The 17716-nt window shown below is 44.6% G+C and carries 16 protein-coding genes; 8 read left to right on the top strand and 8 right to left on the bottom strand.

Annotated features, from left to right (window positions below):
* Positions 1–15 precede the first annotated feature (15 nt).
* Positions 16–939 (bottom strand): DMT family transporter, encoded by a 924-nt coding sequence (locus tag AB4405_RS06795; RefSeq protein ID WP_372060175.1) that lies wholly within the window; start codon positions 937–939, stop codon positions 16–18.
* A 129-nt stretch (positions 940–1068) separates the two neighbouring features.
* Here AB4405_RS06795 and AB4405_RS06800 point away from each other — a divergent pair, with 129 nt between their 5' ends.
* Positions 1069–2529 (top strand): PLP-dependent aminotransferase family protein, encoded by a 1461-nt coding sequence (locus tag AB4405_RS06800; RefSeq protein WP_372060176.1) that lies wholly within the window; start codon positions 1069–1071, stop codon positions 2527–2529.
* A 174-nt stretch (positions 2530–2703) separates the two neighbouring features.
* Complete coding sequence (locus tag AB4405_RS06805; protein WP_372060177.1) at positions 2704–3837, top strand: BamA/TamA family outer membrane protein; 1134 nt, start codon at positions 2704–2706, stop codon at positions 3835–3837.
* Between the two features lie 46 nt (positions 3838–3883).
* Here AB4405_RS06805 and AB4405_RS06810 read toward each other — a convergent pair whose 3' ends face one another.
* The 3 genes from AB4405_RS06810 to AB4405_RS06820 all read right to left on the bottom strand — a co-directional run bounded on the left by AB4405_RS06810 (position 3884) and on the right by AB4405_RS06820 (position 6562).
* Positions 3884–4819, bottom strand: coding sequence for a DMT family transporter (locus tag AB4405_RS06810; RefSeq protein ID WP_372060203.1), 936 nt, complete (start codon positions 4817–4819; stop codon positions 3884–3886).
* 342 nt (positions 4820–5161) lie between these two features.
* Positions 5162–6118 (bottom strand): LysR family transcriptional regulator, encoded by a 957-nt coding sequence (locus AB4405_RS06815; protein ID WP_372060178.1) that lies wholly within the window; start codon positions 6116–6118, stop codon positions 5162–5164.
* Between the two features lie 3 nt (positions 6119–6121).
* Entirely contained in the window at positions 6122–6562 is a 441-nt protein-coding gene (locus AB4405_RS06820; RefSeq protein WP_372060179.1) for a MarR family winged helix-turn-helix transcriptional regulator, read from the bottom strand.
* 185 nt (positions 6563–6747) lie between these two features.
* On the opposite strand from AB4405_RS06820, the gene AB4405_RS06825 reads away from it, so the two are divergent.
* The gene (locus AB4405_RS06825; protein ID WP_372060180.1) at positions 6748–7170 is read left to right on the top strand and encodes an organic hydroperoxide resistance protein; all 423 of its coding nucleotides are present in this window, start codon (positions 6748–6750) and stop codon (positions 7168–7170) included.
* A 172-nt stretch (positions 7171–7342) separates the two neighbouring features.
* Here AB4405_RS06825 and AB4405_RS06830 read toward each other — a convergent pair whose 3' ends face one another.
* On the bottom strand, positions 7343–7840 hold the full coding sequence (locus AB4405_RS06830) for a fasciclin domain-containing protein (RefSeq protein ID WP_372060181.1): 498 nt from the start codon (positions 7838–7840) through the stop codon (positions 7343–7345).
* 437 nt (positions 7841–8277) lie between these two features.
* On the opposite strand from AB4405_RS06830, the gene nagB reads away from it, so the two are divergent.
* The 3 genes from nagB to AB4405_RS06845 all read left to right on the top strand — a co-directional run bounded on the left by nagB (position 8278) and on the right by AB4405_RS06845 (position 12776).
* Positions 8278–9078 (top strand): glucosamine-6-phosphate deaminase, encoded by an 801-nt coding sequence (gene nagB, locus AB4405_RS06835; RefSeq protein WP_372060182.1) that lies wholly within the window; start codon positions 8278–8280, stop codon positions 9076–9078.
* Between the two features lie 308 nt (positions 9079–9386).
* Positions 9387–11531, top strand: coding sequence for a DNA helicase RecQ (gene recQ / locus AB4405_RS06840; RefSeq protein WP_372060183.1), 2145 nt, complete (start codon positions 9387–9389; stop codon positions 11529–11531).
* A 234-nt stretch (positions 11532–11765) separates the two neighbouring features.
* A complete protein-coding gene (locus tag AB4405_RS06845) occupies positions 11766–12776 on the top strand; it encodes an acyltransferase (RefSeq protein ID WP_372060184.1) in 1011 nt (336 codons plus the stop codon).
* Between the two features lie 55 nt (positions 12777–12831).
* Here the strand turns inward: AB4405_RS06845 and AB4405_RS06850 are convergent, their stop codons facing one another.
* The 3 genes from AB4405_RS06850 to AB4405_RS06860 form a co-directional block, all read right to left on the bottom strand.
* Positions 12832–13341 carry an RNA polymerase sigma factor gene (locus tag AB4405_RS06850; RefSeq protein ID WP_372060204.1) on the bottom strand — a complete coding sequence of 170 codons (510 nt, stop codon included), beginning with the start codon at positions 13339–13341 and terminating at the stop codon, positions 12832–12834.
* 117 nt (positions 13342–13458) lie between these two features.
* Positions 13459–13692, bottom strand: a complete 234-nt coding sequence (locus AB4405_RS06855; RefSeq protein ID WP_372060185.1) for a thioredoxin family protein — start codon at positions 13690–13692, stop codon at positions 13459–13461.
* A gap of 21 nt (positions 13693–13713) precedes the next feature.
* Positions 13714–14700, bottom strand: coding sequence for a permease (locus tag AB4405_RS06860; protein ID WP_372060186.1), 987 nt, complete (start codon positions 14698–14700; stop codon positions 13714–13716).
* Between the two features lie 495 nt (positions 14701–15195).
* On the opposite strand from AB4405_RS06860, the gene AB4405_RS06865 reads away from it, so the two are divergent.
* Complete coding sequence (locus AB4405_RS06865; RefSeq protein ID WP_372060187.1) at positions 15196–16683, top strand: SulP family inorganic anion transporter; 1488 nt, start codon at positions 15196–15198, stop codon at positions 16681–16683.
* A gap of 11 nt (positions 16684–16694) precedes the next feature.
* Positions 16695–17540, top strand: a complete 846-nt coding sequence (locus AB4405_RS06870) for a universal stress protein (protein ID WP_372060188.1) — start codon at positions 16695–16697, stop codon at positions 17538–17540.
* Positions 17541–17716 lie beyond the last annotated feature (176 nt).

The raw sequence follows: 17716 nt of genomic DNA on the forward strand, positions 1-17716 counted from the left end.
TAAGAACTTCGGACATTAACGTATTTCATACTGCTTGGACATGGTTTTACCCACATTTTTTGATTTTTTCCTCTTAAATTCTGGCGCTTTCGCCACTAAATAAACAGAAGCAGAGGCGAGGCAGAATCCAAGAAGACCAAATTGGTCGAAAGACTCTCCGAACAGAAGCCACGCCTGCAGTGCTGCAACCGGTGGAACTAGGTAAAATACAGAAGCGACTTTGGAGGATTCTCCATGCTCCACCATATACAACAGCAACAGTACAGCGATGCCCGACAGCACGACCACTAACCACACCATGGTCAAGGAAAATTCCCACGTCCAATCCACCTGCCTCGTTTCTGTCATCAAAGCAACAGGAATGAAAAGAGTCGCCGCAGCCACGTATTGCGCCATCGCACCGCCAAGTAAATCGACGCCCCGACAAAATCGTTTTTGGTACAACGTGCCTAAGGTAATACCGAAAAGCGCGGCAAACACAAAAATAAACGCCGCCAGCTTTTCACTCCCCTCTTGCCAATGGATATTACCCACCAGTACACAGCCAATACCAATAAAACCAATGATCAAGCCCAGCCATTGTGAACTTTTCAATACTTGTTGTGAAAAAATCGTCACCAATAGCGCCGTCAATAATGGTTGAATTCCAACCAATAGTGCACTTAATCCCGCAGGCATACCGTATTGAATGGCTTCATACGTACCACCAAGATAGAGCCCATGAATCAATATCCCTACGACGCAAGAGTGGAGTAACGCCTTGCCCGTTGGTATCGACCGTTTCAGAACGAACATCAGTATTAAAAATAACACGACGTTCCCCAACATACGGATCGTCAATAGTGTTGCTGGCTCGGCATAAACCAAACCAATTTTTGCGCCAACAAAACCCGATGCCCAGAGAAGAACAAATATAAAAGGAATGCATCGTTTCAACATGATATTACCTAGCCAATCTTTCCATGATGATGCTAAATTATCAGGGTACAAAAATTACCGAAAGATACAGATTATTGTTATTTAATGGGTACAGATAACCTGAGCTTTAAAACGATCAACGGAGTGATCATGCCGGCCATCAATACTAAAAAAATATCTCGATTTAGAGCCGTTGAGGAATACATTGAAAAATTGGTACAAAACGGTGCGTTAAGCTCAGGTGATAAACTCCCTTCTATTCGAGCAACCAGTATCAAGTTAGGGGTGGCTAAGAATACGGTCATCCGGGCGTATCAAGAGCTAGAAGCCACAGGAAGAGTGGCGGCGCAGGATCGTTCTGGTTTTATCGTGCAACCTGCTTTTATTCGTCACTGCACTCCATTAGTCACGCCGATGCCCACCGAGACTGTTCCAACGACGGTGGACCTCCTTTCAATGACAAAAGAGATTCTCGGTCAAGCTAGAGAATCTCTATCGATGCCCGCCGGCTCTGCGCATCCCAACATTGAAGGACCGGCGATCAGCAGTTTATACGCCGAAATCGGCCGACACAGCCGTGCCCAATCGCATATACCGAGCCATTATCAACTGCCTCCAGGCAACAAGAAACTTCTCAAGCAGATTGCTAACATTTCCATCGACCAAGGCATCGATCCGAGCGGCGAATCCATCTTCGTCACCAATGGCTCCCAGCAAGCTATCAGCCAAGCACTGCGCGCAGTCACTGTGCCTGGCGACACGGTTGCGGTCGAGTCACCGTGTTATTTTGGTATCTTATTGATGTTGGAGTCTTTGGGGTTAAAAGCCTTAGAAATCCCAAGTTCAGTGGAATCGGGCATGCACATTCCGTCATTGCAGTCCGCACTACAGCAATGGCCTGTCGCCGCGATTGTCGTTACCCCAAATTTCACCAATCCAACCGGTGCATTTATGCCATTGGAGGCCCGTCAACAATTGCTTCAAAGCAGTGAGAATATACCTATCATAGAAGATGACGTGTTTGGCGCATTATGCCATGACAACTCGGTCCCTTCGCTTAAACAATTGGATACCCAACACCGCGTGATTTATTGCACGTCGCTATCAAAAACGCTCGATTCCCGTATCCGAATCGGTTGGCTCATCGCTGGGCAATACAGCCAACAGATTGAACGCTCACTCATTAGTGACAATATGGGGAGTCAAAATCTCATTCAGTCTGCTGTCGGTGAGTTCCTATCTACTGGAAAATACAAGCAACACGTCAGACGAATGAACCGCCATTATCAAGATAATCTAACAAAATTCATTGCCCTACTCCGAGAACAACTAAACAACCACTTTAATGGTGAATATTCAATTGCGACCCCATCAGGTTCATTTTTGTGCTGGTTGACACTGCCCTCTCATTTAGATTGTGACCGTATTTATCAGCAATGTTTGGCGCAAGGCATATCCGTTTTACCAGGCAGCTTATTTGGTTCGAAAGGACAATTTAATCACTGCTTACGTTTTAGCGTGGCGAATTTTAACGACAATAACGCATGGAAAACAGGGATCACAACATTGGTAGAAATCATTGAGTCTTGCCGAAAATCACCAGATGATTAAACCTACCTAATATCAAGTTAGAAGCCATTCACTATTCGAATACCTAATAGTTGAACATTAATACTATTTAGCAATAATAGACCCAACACTGACTTTTGGACGAGAAGTCACGGTTTATAATGCTTAATAAGTGCAAGGAGTGCTGTCCCTCTTCAACTATAGAAATCGCTATCAATGAAAATTTCAAATACTTTATCGGTCACTTCGTTATTGATCGTCTCCGCTTGTACGACCTCAATCACAAACGCAAGCATGATGGATTCGTTTATTGACCCAGAGGACGGACGCCTTGACGCTAGCCAATTCATTCTCGATAACGCCGCCGGTTTCCTACCAGTGCCACTCACGATTACCGACCCTGCGGTAGGATTTGGTGGCGGGGCTGCATTGTTATTTTTCCATGAATCAGAAGAGCGCAAAGAGAAACGTCTATCAGGGGAACATGTGGGTGATATCCCAGCGAGTGTTTCCGGTGTCATGGCCTTAGGTACCACTAACGGCACCAATATGTACGGCGGGTTTCATTCTGGCAATTGGCTCAACGATAGAGTGAGATATCTCGGTGGTTTATTTGGCGCAAAGTTCAACCTAAAGTATTACGCCCCAGAAATGGCACCGATGGATCTGAGTATCCAAGGCACCTATTTCTTCCAAGATCTTGATGTCCGATTGGGTGACACTGACTTCTTTGTTGGTGGTAGCTATAGCTACATGTCTTCTGATATTACCTTGGCGAACAACAGTGATCTCTCCGACAGCAGTACAGACGGACGACTCGGATGGCGAATCTCTTATGACAGCCGCAATAACCAGTTTGCGCCTCGTGAGGGAACCAAGGCTCAGTTTCAGGTTGATCATCACCGCAAAGCATTTGGCGGAAGTTCGAATTACGAGAAATATCATGCTTACGTGCACAACTACCGTCGACTATCTCAGAAATGGGGGCTAGGTTTAAGAGCAGATGCTAAGTCTGTTTCCGAAGGACTGGGCGTTCCGGAGTCTATTTACGCTAAACCGTTTGTGGACATGCGTGGTATCGCAGCGATGCGCTATCAAGCCGACAACACGGCATTAGGCGAGGTTGAACTGAGTTACGATGTTGATGAACGATGGACGGTTTTGGCATTCGCTGGTGCCGGTACCGCCTTTGAGCATGATCAGAGTATCCGTGATGCTAAGGTACACTATACTCGTGGCGGCGGATTCCGTTACTTGCTTGCCCGACAACTGGGTTTACGCATGGGTATTGATGTTGCTAAAGGCCCAGAAGAGTGGACCACGTACATCCAATTTGGCGGCGCTTGGTAGAGTGCATCGTGCCCTAGACTGAGCCACAGTGCTAGGGCACAGCCATTCAACGCTTATCGTATTCTTCATTCCTATTTTTGGTTACTGCAGGTCTACTCATCCAGTATACCGACACAATCACGAGCACCATGCCGACGCCATGGAAAATTGTAAATTGCTCGCCAAGAACCATCACCGCTGCGACAGCGGTAATAACGGGTCCAATATTAGCCGTGAGACTGAATTCGGTTGCACTCAATCTCGCCATTGCCCCTGCCATTAGGTAAGACGGAATCACGGTGCAGAACAAGCCTAAGGCGATACCTAAAGCCACCAGCTCAGGACTCCATTGCGTGGTATCCGCTTGAGATAATTGCAAGTGAATCAATATGGCCACTCCTGCACTACCCATCCCGATACTAGTAAAAGCGTTGCTTCCTAATGTCGTAATCACCGGCTTGCTCAAAATCAGATAACAAGCAAACGTTATTGCCGAGCACACCGCGAGTGCACTGCCTACCCATACCTCATTACCGAATGAAGATACATCATGAGCCACAATTAACACGATTCCGCTGTATCCAATCACGACGGCGGTGACGATATTTTTAGACGGTTTTTTCTTTAAAAACACCCAAGAGATAAGCACCACAAAGCTTGGAAATAAAAACAATAGCAAACGCTCTAACTGAGCGGAGATAGTGTTCAACGCTTCAATATCCAGATAACTGGCACAATAGTATCCCAACACACCTAAGGCAGCGGCTTTCCAACCTTCTTTTTTCACTCGCGCTCTTTGATCATTCGAGCGACACAATAAAATCAATATCAACAGATAAAACGGCAAGGAACTAATGGCACGTAACGACATGATAGAAGTCGTATCGCCGCCATATTGAAAGGCAATTTTAATGAGGATTGGTTTAAGCGAAAATAATGTCGCACCCAGCAGCGCAAGAAAAATTCCAGTTAATATACGAGATCTGGATTTAGCCGGAACCATGGCCTTAGAGCGGCTGATCGCACCTGAACTAGTATGTGCAGTTGAGTTGATGCCAGTGCTTGAGCGATGGCTACCGTCAATCGGCTTGCTGGTTATCGTCATTCTAGTCTCCCTTTTACTTTTATTGGGCTACGAGAATTAATAAGGTTGGCTTGCCTCACTACGTTACTCGTAGCCAGGCACAGTGTTACCTACCGGGCTACAGGTATAAGCAGAATGAGCCAGAGGTAAGTCACACGAATTATCATTTGATTCTCCATAAATGAACATTACCTACACTACGGGCAAAGGCGGGATTATGCAACGGTGTTTATTTCCGATTGTCCCATGCCTAATCCAATATTACGCCTCACTATCCTTGTCGTTCTCCGTTGCCCTGCAATTTTCTATCAACCCTCTTAGGTAGTTACATAACCATTGAATCGCATGATCATTGATACTGGCCTTGTTCCACACCAAACTGTATCCCAACTTTTCATACTCAAACGGCGCAGGTTTCACGACCAGTCCTTTGGCTTGCATCGCAACATCTGCCCATCGCTTAGAGCAAGTAAATAGCAGCTCCGATTGTCGACACAAAATCGCCGCAGACCCAAAATCTGGTAGCATCACTTTCACATCACGAGCGCGGTGCGTTTGACGAAGCGCTTGCTCAAAATAAGGGCGATTCAGCTCAGAGTCGGTAATGCCAACATGTTGGCTATTCAAGTAGGCTTCAATTGTCAACGGCTGATCAGCCAAAGGATGGTCTGGGGACATTAGACAAACAAAGTCATCTTCAAGGATGGGTTCCCAAACCAAGTCCTTCATATTCGTTGGGGGCTGACTCACATCATGAGGCAGAATAATAAAATCTACTTGCCCACTCATTAATGCATCAAAGCCATATTTGGCTTTGGTTAAAATATTCAGCTTGGCGTTAGGGATGCAGTCATTCGTCAAGTGAGCGAGGGGCTGGGCAAACAGCTCAAAGGTACTTTCACGCATTGACAACGAAAAACGCCCTTCAAACCGTTGCGGCTCGAAATTCGTTTTATTCAGCAAACCGTTCATACTGGCCAACATTGAATGCACCAATGGGGCAATCTTTAATGCGTACCTGGTCGGGGTAAGCTGAGTGCCATCGCGATAGAACAGCTCATCACTCAAAATCTCGCGCAATTGAGCAATGGTTTTGCTCACGCTTGATGGAGTTACCAATAAAACATCGGCAGATTTCGTCACACTGTTGGTATCTAACATCACGTGCAGCGCTGTCAAATGTTTAAAGCTAATTCGAGAGAGTCTTTCAAAATCCATGTTCTAGCCTGCCAAATTTTCAGTCAATCGATCACAAAGCCGTTTAAGCTCGAGAGCATCATCCAAGGATAATTTAGCTTTGCATCCAATAGCCGAAGGCACAGCTAAGGCTTGCTCTTTGAGGGCCCAGCCTTCATCGGTAAGGGAGATAAGTCTCGCACGCTCATCGATTTCACTTCGTTTACGCAATATCAAACCCTTGTGTTCTAAACGTTTCAGCAACGGGGTCAACGTACCAGAGTCGATTCGCAAGTCCTGACTGATATTTTTGACATTCATCGGCGATTTTTTCCACAACACCAGCATCGACATGTACTGTAAATACGTCAAGTCCAACGCATCAAGTATCGGGCGATAGGCTCTGATTAATGCATTGCTCGCACTGTAAAGAGCAAAGCATACCTGCTTGTCTAGATCCAAATTATCTGGGTTATTGTTATCCATTATCGTGAGCCAATGAAAATTAAGTTGTGCACAATATACTTGCATTCATATTGATTTGGCAATATAGTTTGCGCACAACCTAGTTGATGACAATCCAAATAAGAACAGCGACACTTGATACGACGTCACTAGATTCAAAATAAAAATTCAATCGAACTCCGATAAGAACAAAGGGAAACATCTTTATGAGCGCTTTATATACGACTTCTGCAACCGCACTAGCAGGCCGAAACGGACAAGTAAAAACGGACGATGGCATGCTGGATCTCGCTTTGTCTTACCCAAAACAATTAGGCGGAACGGGTGAAGCAACTAACCCAGAACAGCTATTTGCCGCAGGTTATTCCGCTTGTTTTTCAAATGCTATTTTGCACATTGCTCAACAGCAAAAAATCGCATTGCGTGAAGCTCCAACTAAAGCGACCGTCGCACTGAAAGCAAACGACCAAGGCGGGTTTGTATTAGATGTTGCACTGGAAGTGACATTGGATATGGAAACATCGGCTGCTGTCGAATTAGTACGAGTTGCCCATCAAGTTTGCCCATACTCCAACGCGTTACGCGGTAATGTCGATGTAAAAGTGACCGCTAACGAGCAGTTACTATAGGTTACTTATCGACGAACAAAGCAACGCAATATAGCTAGGCCACTACTCTCTATAAAAAAGCGCATCCACTCGATTGGATGCGCTTATTGCTTGTAGGTGTCGCTATATATTTTCAACTGCGAGAGACATATCAACGGTTAATCGTATTAACGTTCTCTAGCGGTATCGCGATTTATTTCGGCATTAAAACAGTATCAATAACATGAATAACGCCGTTACTGGCTTCAACATCTGTTGCCACAACCTGCGCGTTATTGACCATGACTTTCCCATCTACCACGCTTATCGCTACCGCTTCTCCTTGTACGGTGTCTGCACTCGTCAGCGCAACCACATCTGATGCCATGACTTTACCGGGGACAACATGATAGGTGAGAATTGCGACAAGCTTGTCTTTGTTTTCCGGCTTGAGCAGCATATCAATAGTGCCGTCAGGGAGTTTGGCAAACGCGGCATCCGTAGGAGCAAAGACCGTGAAAGGCCCCTTTCCTTTCAGCGTTTCCACCAGACCCGCCGCTTTAACTGCCGCCACCAAGGTAGTAAATGAGCCATTTTCTGCCGCCACATCAACGATGTCTTTCTTCATCCCGTGATGGTTTGCATGCGCCCCACTCATAAATGCAAAAGAGGCCATCATTAGAGTAAAAAGTGCTGTCATTCGCTTAAACATGTTGTCTTCCTTTTCTATCGTGTTGTTGAGTTTTCATTGCATGCTTACGCGAGATAAAAACAAGTCGATCAGAGTCGTTGATAATTTATCCTCACCGTCGGGATGACTAATTACCCCAAACTCACTCAGCACAACACACTACAGGCATTTCACAGGACAAAACGTTGCATTCGAATTGTTGACGAGTAACCACAACATCAGTAACCGTTATCCTGATACACCTTTCTTCTTAAGCGGTTGCACTTTATTTACTGTCAAAAATTAGCAGACAAATACACGCTATAACGTTACCAACCAATAAGAATTTCGTCACATTAGCGATCTTGATCAAGAAAAAACACAAAATTCACTGAAAAGTAATAGCCGACTCGAAAAACTTATTTTATAATGCGAATTAATGTTTCAGCACACACAAATTTTTCTATTAGGGGAAGACCATGAGACTTATTCCATTACAAAAAGCAGATCAAGTAGGTAAATGGGCAGCACGTCATATCGCTGAGCGCATTAACGCTTTCAAACCAACAGCAGACAAGCCATTTGTTCTTGGTTTACCTACTGGTGGCACGCCTCTATCAACTTATAAAGCATTGATTGCGCTTTATAATGCTGGCGAAGTGAGCTTCAAACACGTTGTGACCTTCAACATGGATGAGTACGTAGGAATCGATCCTAATCACCCAGAGTCATACCGTTCTTTCATGTACAATAACTTCTTCAACCACGTTGATGTACAAGAAGAAAACATTAACCTTCTTAACGGTCAAGCTGACGATATCGATGCGCACTGTGCGGCTTACGAAGAAAAAATGCGTTCATATGGTAAAATCAACCTATTCATGGGTGGCGTTGGCATCGATGGACATATCGCGTTCAATGAACCAGGTTCTTCACTTGCTTCACGTACTCGTATCAAAACACTGACTGAAGATACTCGTATCGCAAACTCTCGTTTCTTCGACAACGATATCAGCCAGGTACCTAAGTACGCATTGACAATCGGCGTAGCGACTCTGCTTGATGCCGAAGAAGTGATGATCCTAACGCTTGGTCATAACAAAGCGGTTGCTCTGCAAATGGCAGTTGAAGGCTCTGTAAACCACATGTGGACAGTAACGGCACTTCAAATGCACCGTAAAGCCATCATCGTTGCAGATGAAGCGGCGCAACAAGAATTGAAAGTGAAGACAGTGAAATACTTCAACGAACTTGAAGTAGAAAACATCAAAGGTCTTTAATCACTTTTTGATACGGAGCTGAGGAACTTTTCCATCACTCCGTGTCTAAAAAGTGCCACGTATTTAAAGGCGTGGTATGCGATGGAAACGCTCTGTATTCCAAAGCTCCGTAAATGTCGGGCTTACATGCCAAGCTAAGCCCGACACTCTTCCCTTTCTTACCCCTCAACGACATAACCTCTTCTACTACTTTATCGACACTGAATCATCATGTTAACGCGAGTCATCGCAAACAAACTTTCACAGCGCTTGAAAACCGCGCGCCAGATTGCGAAACTTAACGTATCAACCTATTCCAATTGCCGACCATGACCCCAAAACAATTACTCAAATCCCTATTTGGTTATGATGATTTTCGTCATCAACAAGAAGCGATCATCGATGCATTAGTCTCAGGGCAAGATGTCATGACACTGATGCCAACCGGTGGCGGTAAATCGCTGTGTTATCAAATTCCGGCTATCCTTCGTGACGGTGTGGGGGTCGTCGTGTCTCCGCTGATCGCACTGATGCAAGATCAAGTCGAGGCACTGCATCAGATTGGTGTGAAGGCGGCATACTTAAATTCATCCCTTAGCCCCTACGATCAACAAGCGGTTGAACAACAGGTGCGGATGGGCGAGATACAAATTTTATACGTCGCGCCAGAAAGATTACTTTTAGAGCGAACACTATCGCTTTTAGAACAAACTCATATTTCGTTGTTTGCCATCGATGAGGCGCACTGTGTCAGTCAGTGGGGGCATGATTTCAGACCCGAGTATCAAAAGCTTAGTGTTCTAAAGGCACGTTTCCCAGCGGTTCCGCGAATCGCACTCACGGCAACAGCAGACCACCGCACTCGTGACGAGATCATTGAGCAGCTTGCCCTGCAAGATGCCCGTCTCTTTGTACACAGTTTCGATAGACCAAACATCCAATACCAAGTCTCTGATTTGAGTAATGCCAAGCAAGAACTGTGGTCTTTTATTGAAACACATCATGCTAATGATGCTGGGGTCATCTATTGCCTCTCACGTAAAAAAGTGGAGGAAACAGCAAAATGGTTGAGTGATTTAGGCAAACAAGCGCTGCCTTATCACGCCGGCATGTCTAATGAACAACGAGCGCTCAATCAGCAACGTTTTTTGCGGGAAGATGGCATTATTATTGTCGCCACCATCGCATTCGGCATGGGGATTGATAAACCTGACGTTCGTTTTGTTGCTCACTTAAGCCTACCCAAAAGTATTGAAGCTTATTATCAAGAAACTGGACGTGCTGGGCGTGATGGTCTGCCAGCCAATGCCTGGATGGCGTTTGGTATGCAAGATATGGTGCTACAGCGCCAAATGGTGCAAAATTCTGACGCATCAGAACAATTTAAATTTACCTCTATCCAAAAGCTCAACTCGCTACTGGGCTACTGTGATCTCGCCACTTGTCGTCGACAATCCCTACTCGCCTATTTTGGCGAAACCCTAGAAGAGCCTTGTGGAAATTGTGACAACTGCCTGTCGCCACCAGACACTTGGGATGGCTTACAGGCAACACAAAAGGCGCTTTCTACAGTATTTAGAACCGAGCAACGCTTTGGCGCAAGTTATCTTATCAATATTCTTCTGGGCAAAAGTGATCAAAGAATTGAACAAAATCAACACAACACCTTGTCAACATTTGGTATCGGCACAGAGCTAAACGCGAAGCAATGGCAAGGTGTCTTTAGGCAGCTACTCGCGATGAATTTACTTGAGGTGCACGGTCAGCATGGCAGCCTGCGGTTAACCGAAACCTGCCGTCCTTTTCTAAAAGGCCAGCAACCCATTCAGCTAAGAACGCTGCGAAGCGCATCTGCAAGTAAAAAGACGGCAAAAAAACACACGCGTTCAGGTTTATCACTTGCTGACACTAAGCAATTTAACGCCCTAAAAGAGGTGCGAGCAATGCTGGCATCCGAGCAACAAATCCCTGCGTATATGATTTGTCACGATGCGACATTAGAAGCCTTAGCAACGGAACGCCCTCTTGCATTGAGTGAACTCACTCATATTTCAGGTTTTGGCGAGACAAAAATCAACAAGTACGGTCAGCAGTTTATCTCTGTTATCACGCCTAAAACTGATGATGAGCCAGCACTCAGCGACACTGAGTTAGTGACATTAACAATGCTCAAGGAAGGCTCAAGTGCTGACGACATTGCTCAAACGCGTAATATTAAAATTGCGACGGTACTCGCCCATTTGGCCGTCGCGATTGAAACAGGTGCATGTAATCTCGAGCAGGTTATCGAATTACCCGATTCAGAGATGAACGCCATCAAAGGGCAAGCAATCATACTCAACACGCTTACAGAAAGAAAACTGAAGCCGCTCCATGAGCACTTCGAACAAAAGTATGACTACGCGGTATTAAAATGTGTATTGGCCCAAATGATTGCTGAATCACCAACGGCAAAGCCAGTCACGACGAATTAATAGTAACTGCGAAATAATCCATAGCAGTGAAATATCTAAACGCAGTGAACGAACCTAGCGTGGCAAAATAAAGAGGTCGCACCTATCAATACTAAGGCCGGTCACGCGGCCTTAGTATTGCGAAAGCCACTCAACAACACTCCCCCCTGCATTATCGTCTAAGAAAACCCGCTTCCTTTCTCTATCTAGTCCACCTTTGGTGATAAACTTTGGAAAACTTTAGAGGATTTGTTTGTGTGGGCTGATAACTTACGTGTGTTTTCTGTATTCGCTGTTGTTTTATTGCACGTCGCTTCAGGTTTTGTCAGTGATATAGACATCATGAACCCGCTATATGGAAGCAGCAGTTGGTGGGCTGGCAACCTTTACACGTCAATCACTATGTGGTGCATTCCCTTATTTGTGATGATTAGCGGATATTTTTTACTCAATAAAACTGAATCCAATGTCGTTTTTTTCAAAAAAAGAATCCGTAAAATTCTCATTCCGCTCGTGTTTTGGTCTTTATTTTATTCTCTTTGGGTACTAATAAAGTTCTACATGCGAGGCGATATGTCCATCGCGTATTTTACCGTTGCAAAAGGGTGGGCGCTCGGAGAGCCGTATTACCATCTTTGGTATCTTTTCATGATTCCATTCTTGTACCTGGTAACGCCACTCCTAAGAGTGATTATAAATTCGATCACAAGAAAAGAGTTCTTTCTTTTTATCAGCGTCAGCTTTGCTTTAGCCATGCTGTCTTCGCTTGCAAACATTGTTCTATTGTATTTTGATTTGAGTGCCAAAGTGAGCCTTTTCACCAATGACTTCTTGAATTACTTAGGCTACTTTTGCTTAGGTGGATACATCGCAAAATATAACGTAAAGCCTAATAAAAATAGATGCTTAGCAATTTTTATTGCTGGCTTATTTTTAACGGTACTTGGTAGTTACTTTGTCACACATCTTTATTTCTATTCATATTTGAGTATCAATGTCGTTGCGGTATCTATTGCGTGTTTCTTCTTAGTTAAAGAGCATTTCAACTATGACCTGAAATTGAGTCAACTCACTCAATTGAGCTTTGGCATCTATCTGATTCATCCACTGTTTATTAAACTAATATCTTCTCAAGGCGAGGGATGGCTACTCGACAAAATGGATGTATCTGTTTACATACCTTTAGTGGCACTGTTGGCTTTTTTTCTCTCGTATCTATGCGCATTTCTGTTCAGTAAAGTCCGTTATTTGCGTCGGTGCATCTAGGCTCGGTCACAAGTAGACTACACCAAAAAAGCCGGTGGTCTGACAATCTCGTTCCTTATTCTCTAAGACGTTTAAAGCTGCATACTCTATGGTCATCTTGTTTAACCTGACACTCATTAATCAGCTTTTCTTTCAATTCAAAACGCGCACGGCGCAAGCGAGCCTTGGCAGCAGGAAGACTCAAACCATTCTTTTCAGCATATTCTCTTTGCGTGAGGCCATTTAAGTCACACGCCTCAATAATGTGTCTATCTGGCGGTGTTAGCTCAGGCAGAAGGCGCGGTAGGCAAGTTTGCAGCTGAGTCATGACAGGTAACACCGTATCGGGAGCCGCAAGATCCCCAATATCTTCATTATTAATTTTACGACGTAAACGATCAATAAGGTGATTTTTGGTTACCCTAAACAACCACGATTGACTGTCTTCCAGAGTACAAAAACGTTCACTATTGGACATTGCCTTTAAGAAAACATCTTGCATGATGTCTTCAGTATCATACTGACTTTGAGTCTGTTTCATTAACCAGCCATAAAGCATTGGCTCTGTTTCTTGCCATGCCTTCATTAAACATTTCATCGCCCCCCCCTCTTAGTAAGACACCGCCCTACCATTTAGCTAGGCAGTGCGATGCTTACTCTGAATAAATAAATCAGCATTAATAACCATTGCGATTAGATTGTATTAAGCCAGTATTTCTCGCACTTTTTCAACACTAGGCACTGAACCCGTATGCCTTACGACACCATCGATACCAATCCCAGGTGTACTCACAATACCAGCCTCCATAATCGCCTGTAAACTCGTCACTTTTTGCACGTCAACCTGCTGACCAAGATCATTAGCGACTTGCTCAATACGCTGCGCGGTTATTGTGCAATTTTTACAACCAGAACCATAAACTTGTACAATTTTCATTATAACCTCCGTTAAACTCATTTAGTAATAGGCATTAAACAGCCATCCTGTGATAGAAATAGCGATAAACAGGTACCCCACGATCACCGCGAGTAATCGATATTGCATCACCTGCTTTAGCATAATAAATTCAGGTACACTTACGGCTACGGCCCCCATACAAAAAGCCAATGTGGTACCCAGCGGCATGCCTTTATCAATCAATGACGCCATAATAGGAACAACGCCCGATGCGTTGGTGTAGATAGGAATGGCACTTAATGTCGCTAGGGGCACTGTCCACCATTGACCATTGGCGAGGTTTTGTTCAAACCATTGCGCGGGCACAAATCCATGTATAAATGCACCTAAACCAACGCCAATAATCACCCACTTCCAGATACGCTTCACAATGCTGCTCGTTTCATTTACTGCAAAGTCGTGGCGAGTCTTATAAGTCATCACTGCGACGTCAAGCTCAGGCGATGTGGTCTCTCCCGGATGCTCATCTTGTTGATACGCTTTCGCCAGAAACGGTTGTAGCCATCGATGGGCTCGACACATATCCAACACGTAACCCGCCAACACCCCTAATACCATACCGATCGCGACGTACATTAGCGTAAATTTAATGCCGAGGATGCTGCCGAGCATGATAACGACGACTTCATTGATAAGCGGTGACGTAATAAGAAACGCAATAGTGACACCAATCGGGATACGCGCTGAAACAAACCCCATAAACAGAGGAATAGAGCTACAAGAACAAAATGGGGTGACAGCGCCAAAAAACGAACCAAGTAAATACCCAACACCACGATGCTGCCCTTTTAAATAGTCACGTACTTTTTCTACACTTAGACTCGCACGTAGATAGGAGATGACATAGATAAGGCATACCAAAAGCACCAGTATTTTGCTGGTATCTTCAATAAAAAAATGGACTCCGGCCCCGAGAGGGACATCAGGTTTTAGTCCGAAAAGAGTGTACGTAAACCAATCCGATAATTTGGTGAACACTTCAAACATCGTTTTGCCTTCAAAATAGTCATCACTACAGACAACACGTTTGAATCTCCCAAAGGATACATTATTTCTCAGTTTTTCTTGGTGGGTTACGATCAGGGATATTACGACAGAAGATCGGTCGATTTATCGGGAGAAGGAAACATAGAATGTAGAACCATCAGAATATGACAAGACCAATCACCGCATTTACATTCATCCTCACTTAGCAAACTATCATTGCCTTTGAAAAAACATTGCCGTATAGTCGCCACGTTAATAATGTAAGAGGATGTTAATAACCGTGTCAATTACGCCGCCTTAACCGCTCCATCCCCCATAGCTCTCATTGCTAATCTAAGCACAATACTAATCTCTAGTATCTTGCTCACTCTTTGCGCTTGTTAATTATTTGCCTTTTTAGGCTACTTTTCCGCGCCAAAATTTTATCAAAAGAAGCACAAGATGCACTCCAGATCTTCCTCTGGTGCGTTTTCCTGTGCAAAAATTGAGAATTCAATGTTAAAAAACTTCAAACTTGATTGGATGTCTAACGTCCGTGGCGACTTACTCGCAGGCATCGTTGTTGCCCTAGCGTTAATCCCAGAAGCCATCGCTTTTTCCATTATTGCTGGTGTTGACCCTAAAATTGGGCTTTATGCTTCCTTTAGTATTTCCGTTGTTATCGCCTTTACCGGCGCGCGCTCTGGAATGATATCCGCAGCGACAGGGGCAATGGCCCTATTAATGGTGACGCTAGTCAAAGAACATGGCCTAGAGTACTTGCTTGCTGTCACTGTATTGACTGGCGTGCTGCAAATCGTGGCGGGTTATTTAAAACTCGGCAGCTTAATGCGCTTCGTCTCCCGCTCCGTGGTCACCGGTTTCGTGAATGCCTTGGCCATTTTGATTTTCATGGCTCAATTACCTGAGCTGACTCACGTCACCTGGCATGTCTACGCGATGACGGCCGCAGGTCTTGGTATTATTTACCTTTTCCCTTACGTGCCTATCATTGGCAAAGTCATTCCATCGCCGTTAATCTGTATTATCACCTTAACGGTGGTCACCATCGCTTTTGGTATTGATGTACGTACTGTCGGTGACATGGGCAACTTACCTGACACCTTGCCCATCTTCCTTTGGCCAGATGTCCCTCTAAATCTAGAAACATTATTGATTATCTTCCCATATGCGATCGCACTTTCTGTAGTCGGTTTGCTGGAATCAATGATGACCGCCACTATTGTCGATGATCTAACTGATACGAGCAGCGACAAGAATCAGGAATGTAAAGGCCAAGGCATTGCTAACATTTTTACTGGTTTCCTAGGCGGGATGGCCGGGTGTGCCATGATCGGTCAATCCATGATCAACATAAAATCAGGAGGGCGCGGACGGTTATCGACCCTATCAGCCGGTGTATTTTTATTAATCATGGTCGTTTTCCTCGGTCCATGGCTAAAACAAATCCCAATGGCAGCGCTTGTCGCCGTCATGATCATGGTCGCGATTGGCACCTTCTCATGGCGCTCAGTTACCGATCTAAAAAAACACCCCCTATCAACCAATATTGTTATGTTGTCGACAGTTTGTATTGTCGTTGCAACACATAATCTAGCCATTGGTGTTCTTGTCGGCGTATTACTCGCATCCTTGTTTTTTGCCAATAAAATCAGCCGAATGATGGTAATAAAAAATCATAAGACTGAAGATACAGTTCGAGAATATAAGGTTATTGGGCAAATATTTTTTGCTTCTTCCGATAAGTTTATTGAGTCCTTTGACTTTAAGGAAGTGATACAAACCGTCACCATCGATCTATCAGCCGCTCACTTTTGGGATGTCACCTCAGTATCGGCATTAGATAAGGTTGTCGTGAAGTTTCGCCGTGAAGGAACTCACGTCAATCTCATTGGTATGAATCAAGCCACCACGACTATCGTCGACAAATTTGGTGTGCACGATAAACCAGAAGAAATTGAAAAATTACTGGCTGGACATTAGAGGAGACAAAAATGAAAAACGTAATTGCTTGTATTAATGGAATTAGTCCTACTCTCTCGACCTGCAAAGCCAGCGCTTGGGTCGCGAAAACCATTGATGCACCACTAATTCTGTTTAACGCCATTGATAAAACGACACGCCCCGTTCCCAGCGAACTATCGGGGCAAATAGGCTTAGGCAGCCAAGAGGAACTGCTCGCAGAACTGGCGGAACTTGACGAAGCTCGCAGCAAGATAATGCTTAGACATAGCAATAAATTACTTGAAGATGCGACAGCATGGGCGTCCAATGAAGGTGTGGTTAATGTCAGTAAACTACAACGTCACGGCAGCCTCTTAGACAATCTCTTGGATCTAGAAGACGAGCTTCGAGTCCTTGTCATTGCTAAATCTGAGCAAGAGAATGAGAATGTTAGCGCCATCGGCTCTCAGCTCGAAAGCGTGATTCGCTCAATCAAAGCTCATATCTTAGTGGTCAGCAACAAATTTCAACGTCCAGATTCGTACCTTATTGCTTTTGACGGCAGTCCAATTAGTGAAAAGCTCATTGCAAAAGCCATCAGTACACCCTTGCTCAAAGGGCTAGATTGTCATTTAGTCATGGTTGATGATTCAGGCAAAAAAAGCGCGGCGTTTGAACAAGCGCTCAGCGAACTGCAACGAGTCGGGATTAACGTACAAGAGGCGATACTCGAAGGTCCCATCGAGCAAGCACTCCTTGATTATCAGCAACAACACCAGATCGGTATGATGGTAATGGGCGCTTACGGACATACTAAACTCAGGCAGTTTTTTGTTGGGAGCAATACAACGCAAGTACTCGCAAACAGTCGGGTGCCTTTGCTGCTAATTCGTTAGTTCATCGATGAGTTCAAGGGTTGGTTATGATGACGGTGATAGTTTTATGCTTCCCCGTCAGCATAACAACGACAGTTCGGTGACAAATACACAGACTCTTATCAATATAAACAAGCTAATCGAATGTACCGCTATCTATGAGCTACATGTATAAACAGCTAACATCACCAAAGATG

The organism is Vibrio sp. 10N.261.51.F12 (assembly GCF_041471725.1).
In the GTDB taxonomy this organism is placed as follows: domain Bacteria; phylum Pseudomonadota; class Gammaproteobacteria; order Enterobacterales; family Vibrionaceae; genus Vibrio.

Coding starts and splice junctions, on each gene's coding strand:
- AB4405_RS06795 (WP_372060175.1), bottom strand. CDS start 939: ATGTTGAAACGATGCATTCCTTTTATATTTGTTCTTCTCTGGGCATCG.
- AB4405_RS06800 (WP_372060176.1), top strand. CDS start 1,069: ATGCCGGCCATCAATACTAAAAAAATATCTCGATTTAGAGCCGTTGAG.
- AB4405_RS06805 (WP_372060177.1), top strand. CDS start 2,704: ATGAAAATTTCAAATACTTTATCGGTCACTTCGTTATTGATCGTCTCC.
- AB4405_RS06810 (WP_372060203.1), bottom strand. CDS start 4,819: ATGGTTCCGGCTAAATCCAGATCTCGTATATTAACTGGAATTTTTCTT.
- AB4405_RS06815 (WP_372060178.1), bottom strand. CDS start 6,118: ATGGATTTTGAAAGACTCTCTCGAATTAGCTTTAAACATTTGACAGCG.
- AB4405_RS06820 (WP_372060179.1), bottom strand. CDS start 6,562: ATGGATAACAATAACCCAGATAATTTGGATCTAGACAAGCAGGTATGC.
- AB4405_RS06825 (WP_372060180.1), top strand. CDS start 6,748: ATGAGCGCTTTATATACGACTTCTGCAACCGCACTAGCAGGCCGAAAC.
- AB4405_RS06830 (WP_372060181.1), bottom strand. CDS start 7,840: ATGTTTAAGCGAATGACAGCACTTTTTACTCTAATGATGGCCTCTTTT.
- nagB (WP_372060182.1), top strand. CDS start 8,278: ATGAGACTTATTCCATTACAAAAAGCAGATCAAGTAGGTAAATGGGCA.
- recQ (WP_372060183.1), top strand. CDS start 9,387: ATGACCCCAAAACAATTACTCAAATCCCTATTTGGTTATGATGATTTT.
- AB4405_RS06850 (WP_372060204.1), bottom strand. CDS start 13,341: ATGAAGGCATGGCAAGAAACAGAGCCAATGCTTTATGGCTGGTTAATG.
- AB4405_RS06855 (WP_372060185.1), bottom strand. CDS start 13,692: ATGAAAATTGTACAAGTTTATGGTTCTGGTTGTAAAAATTGCACAATA.
- AB4405_RS06860 (WP_372060186.1), bottom strand. CDS start 14,700: ATGTTTGAAGTGTTCACCAAATTATCGGATTGGTTTACGTACACTCTT.
- AB4405_RS06865 (WP_372060187.1), top strand. CDS start 15,196: ATGTTAAAAAACTTCAAACTTGATTGGATGTCTAACGTCCGTGGCGAC.
- AB4405_RS06870 (WP_372060188.1), top strand. CDS start 16,695: ATGAAAAACGTAATTGCTTGTATTAATGGAATTAGTCCTACTCTCTCG.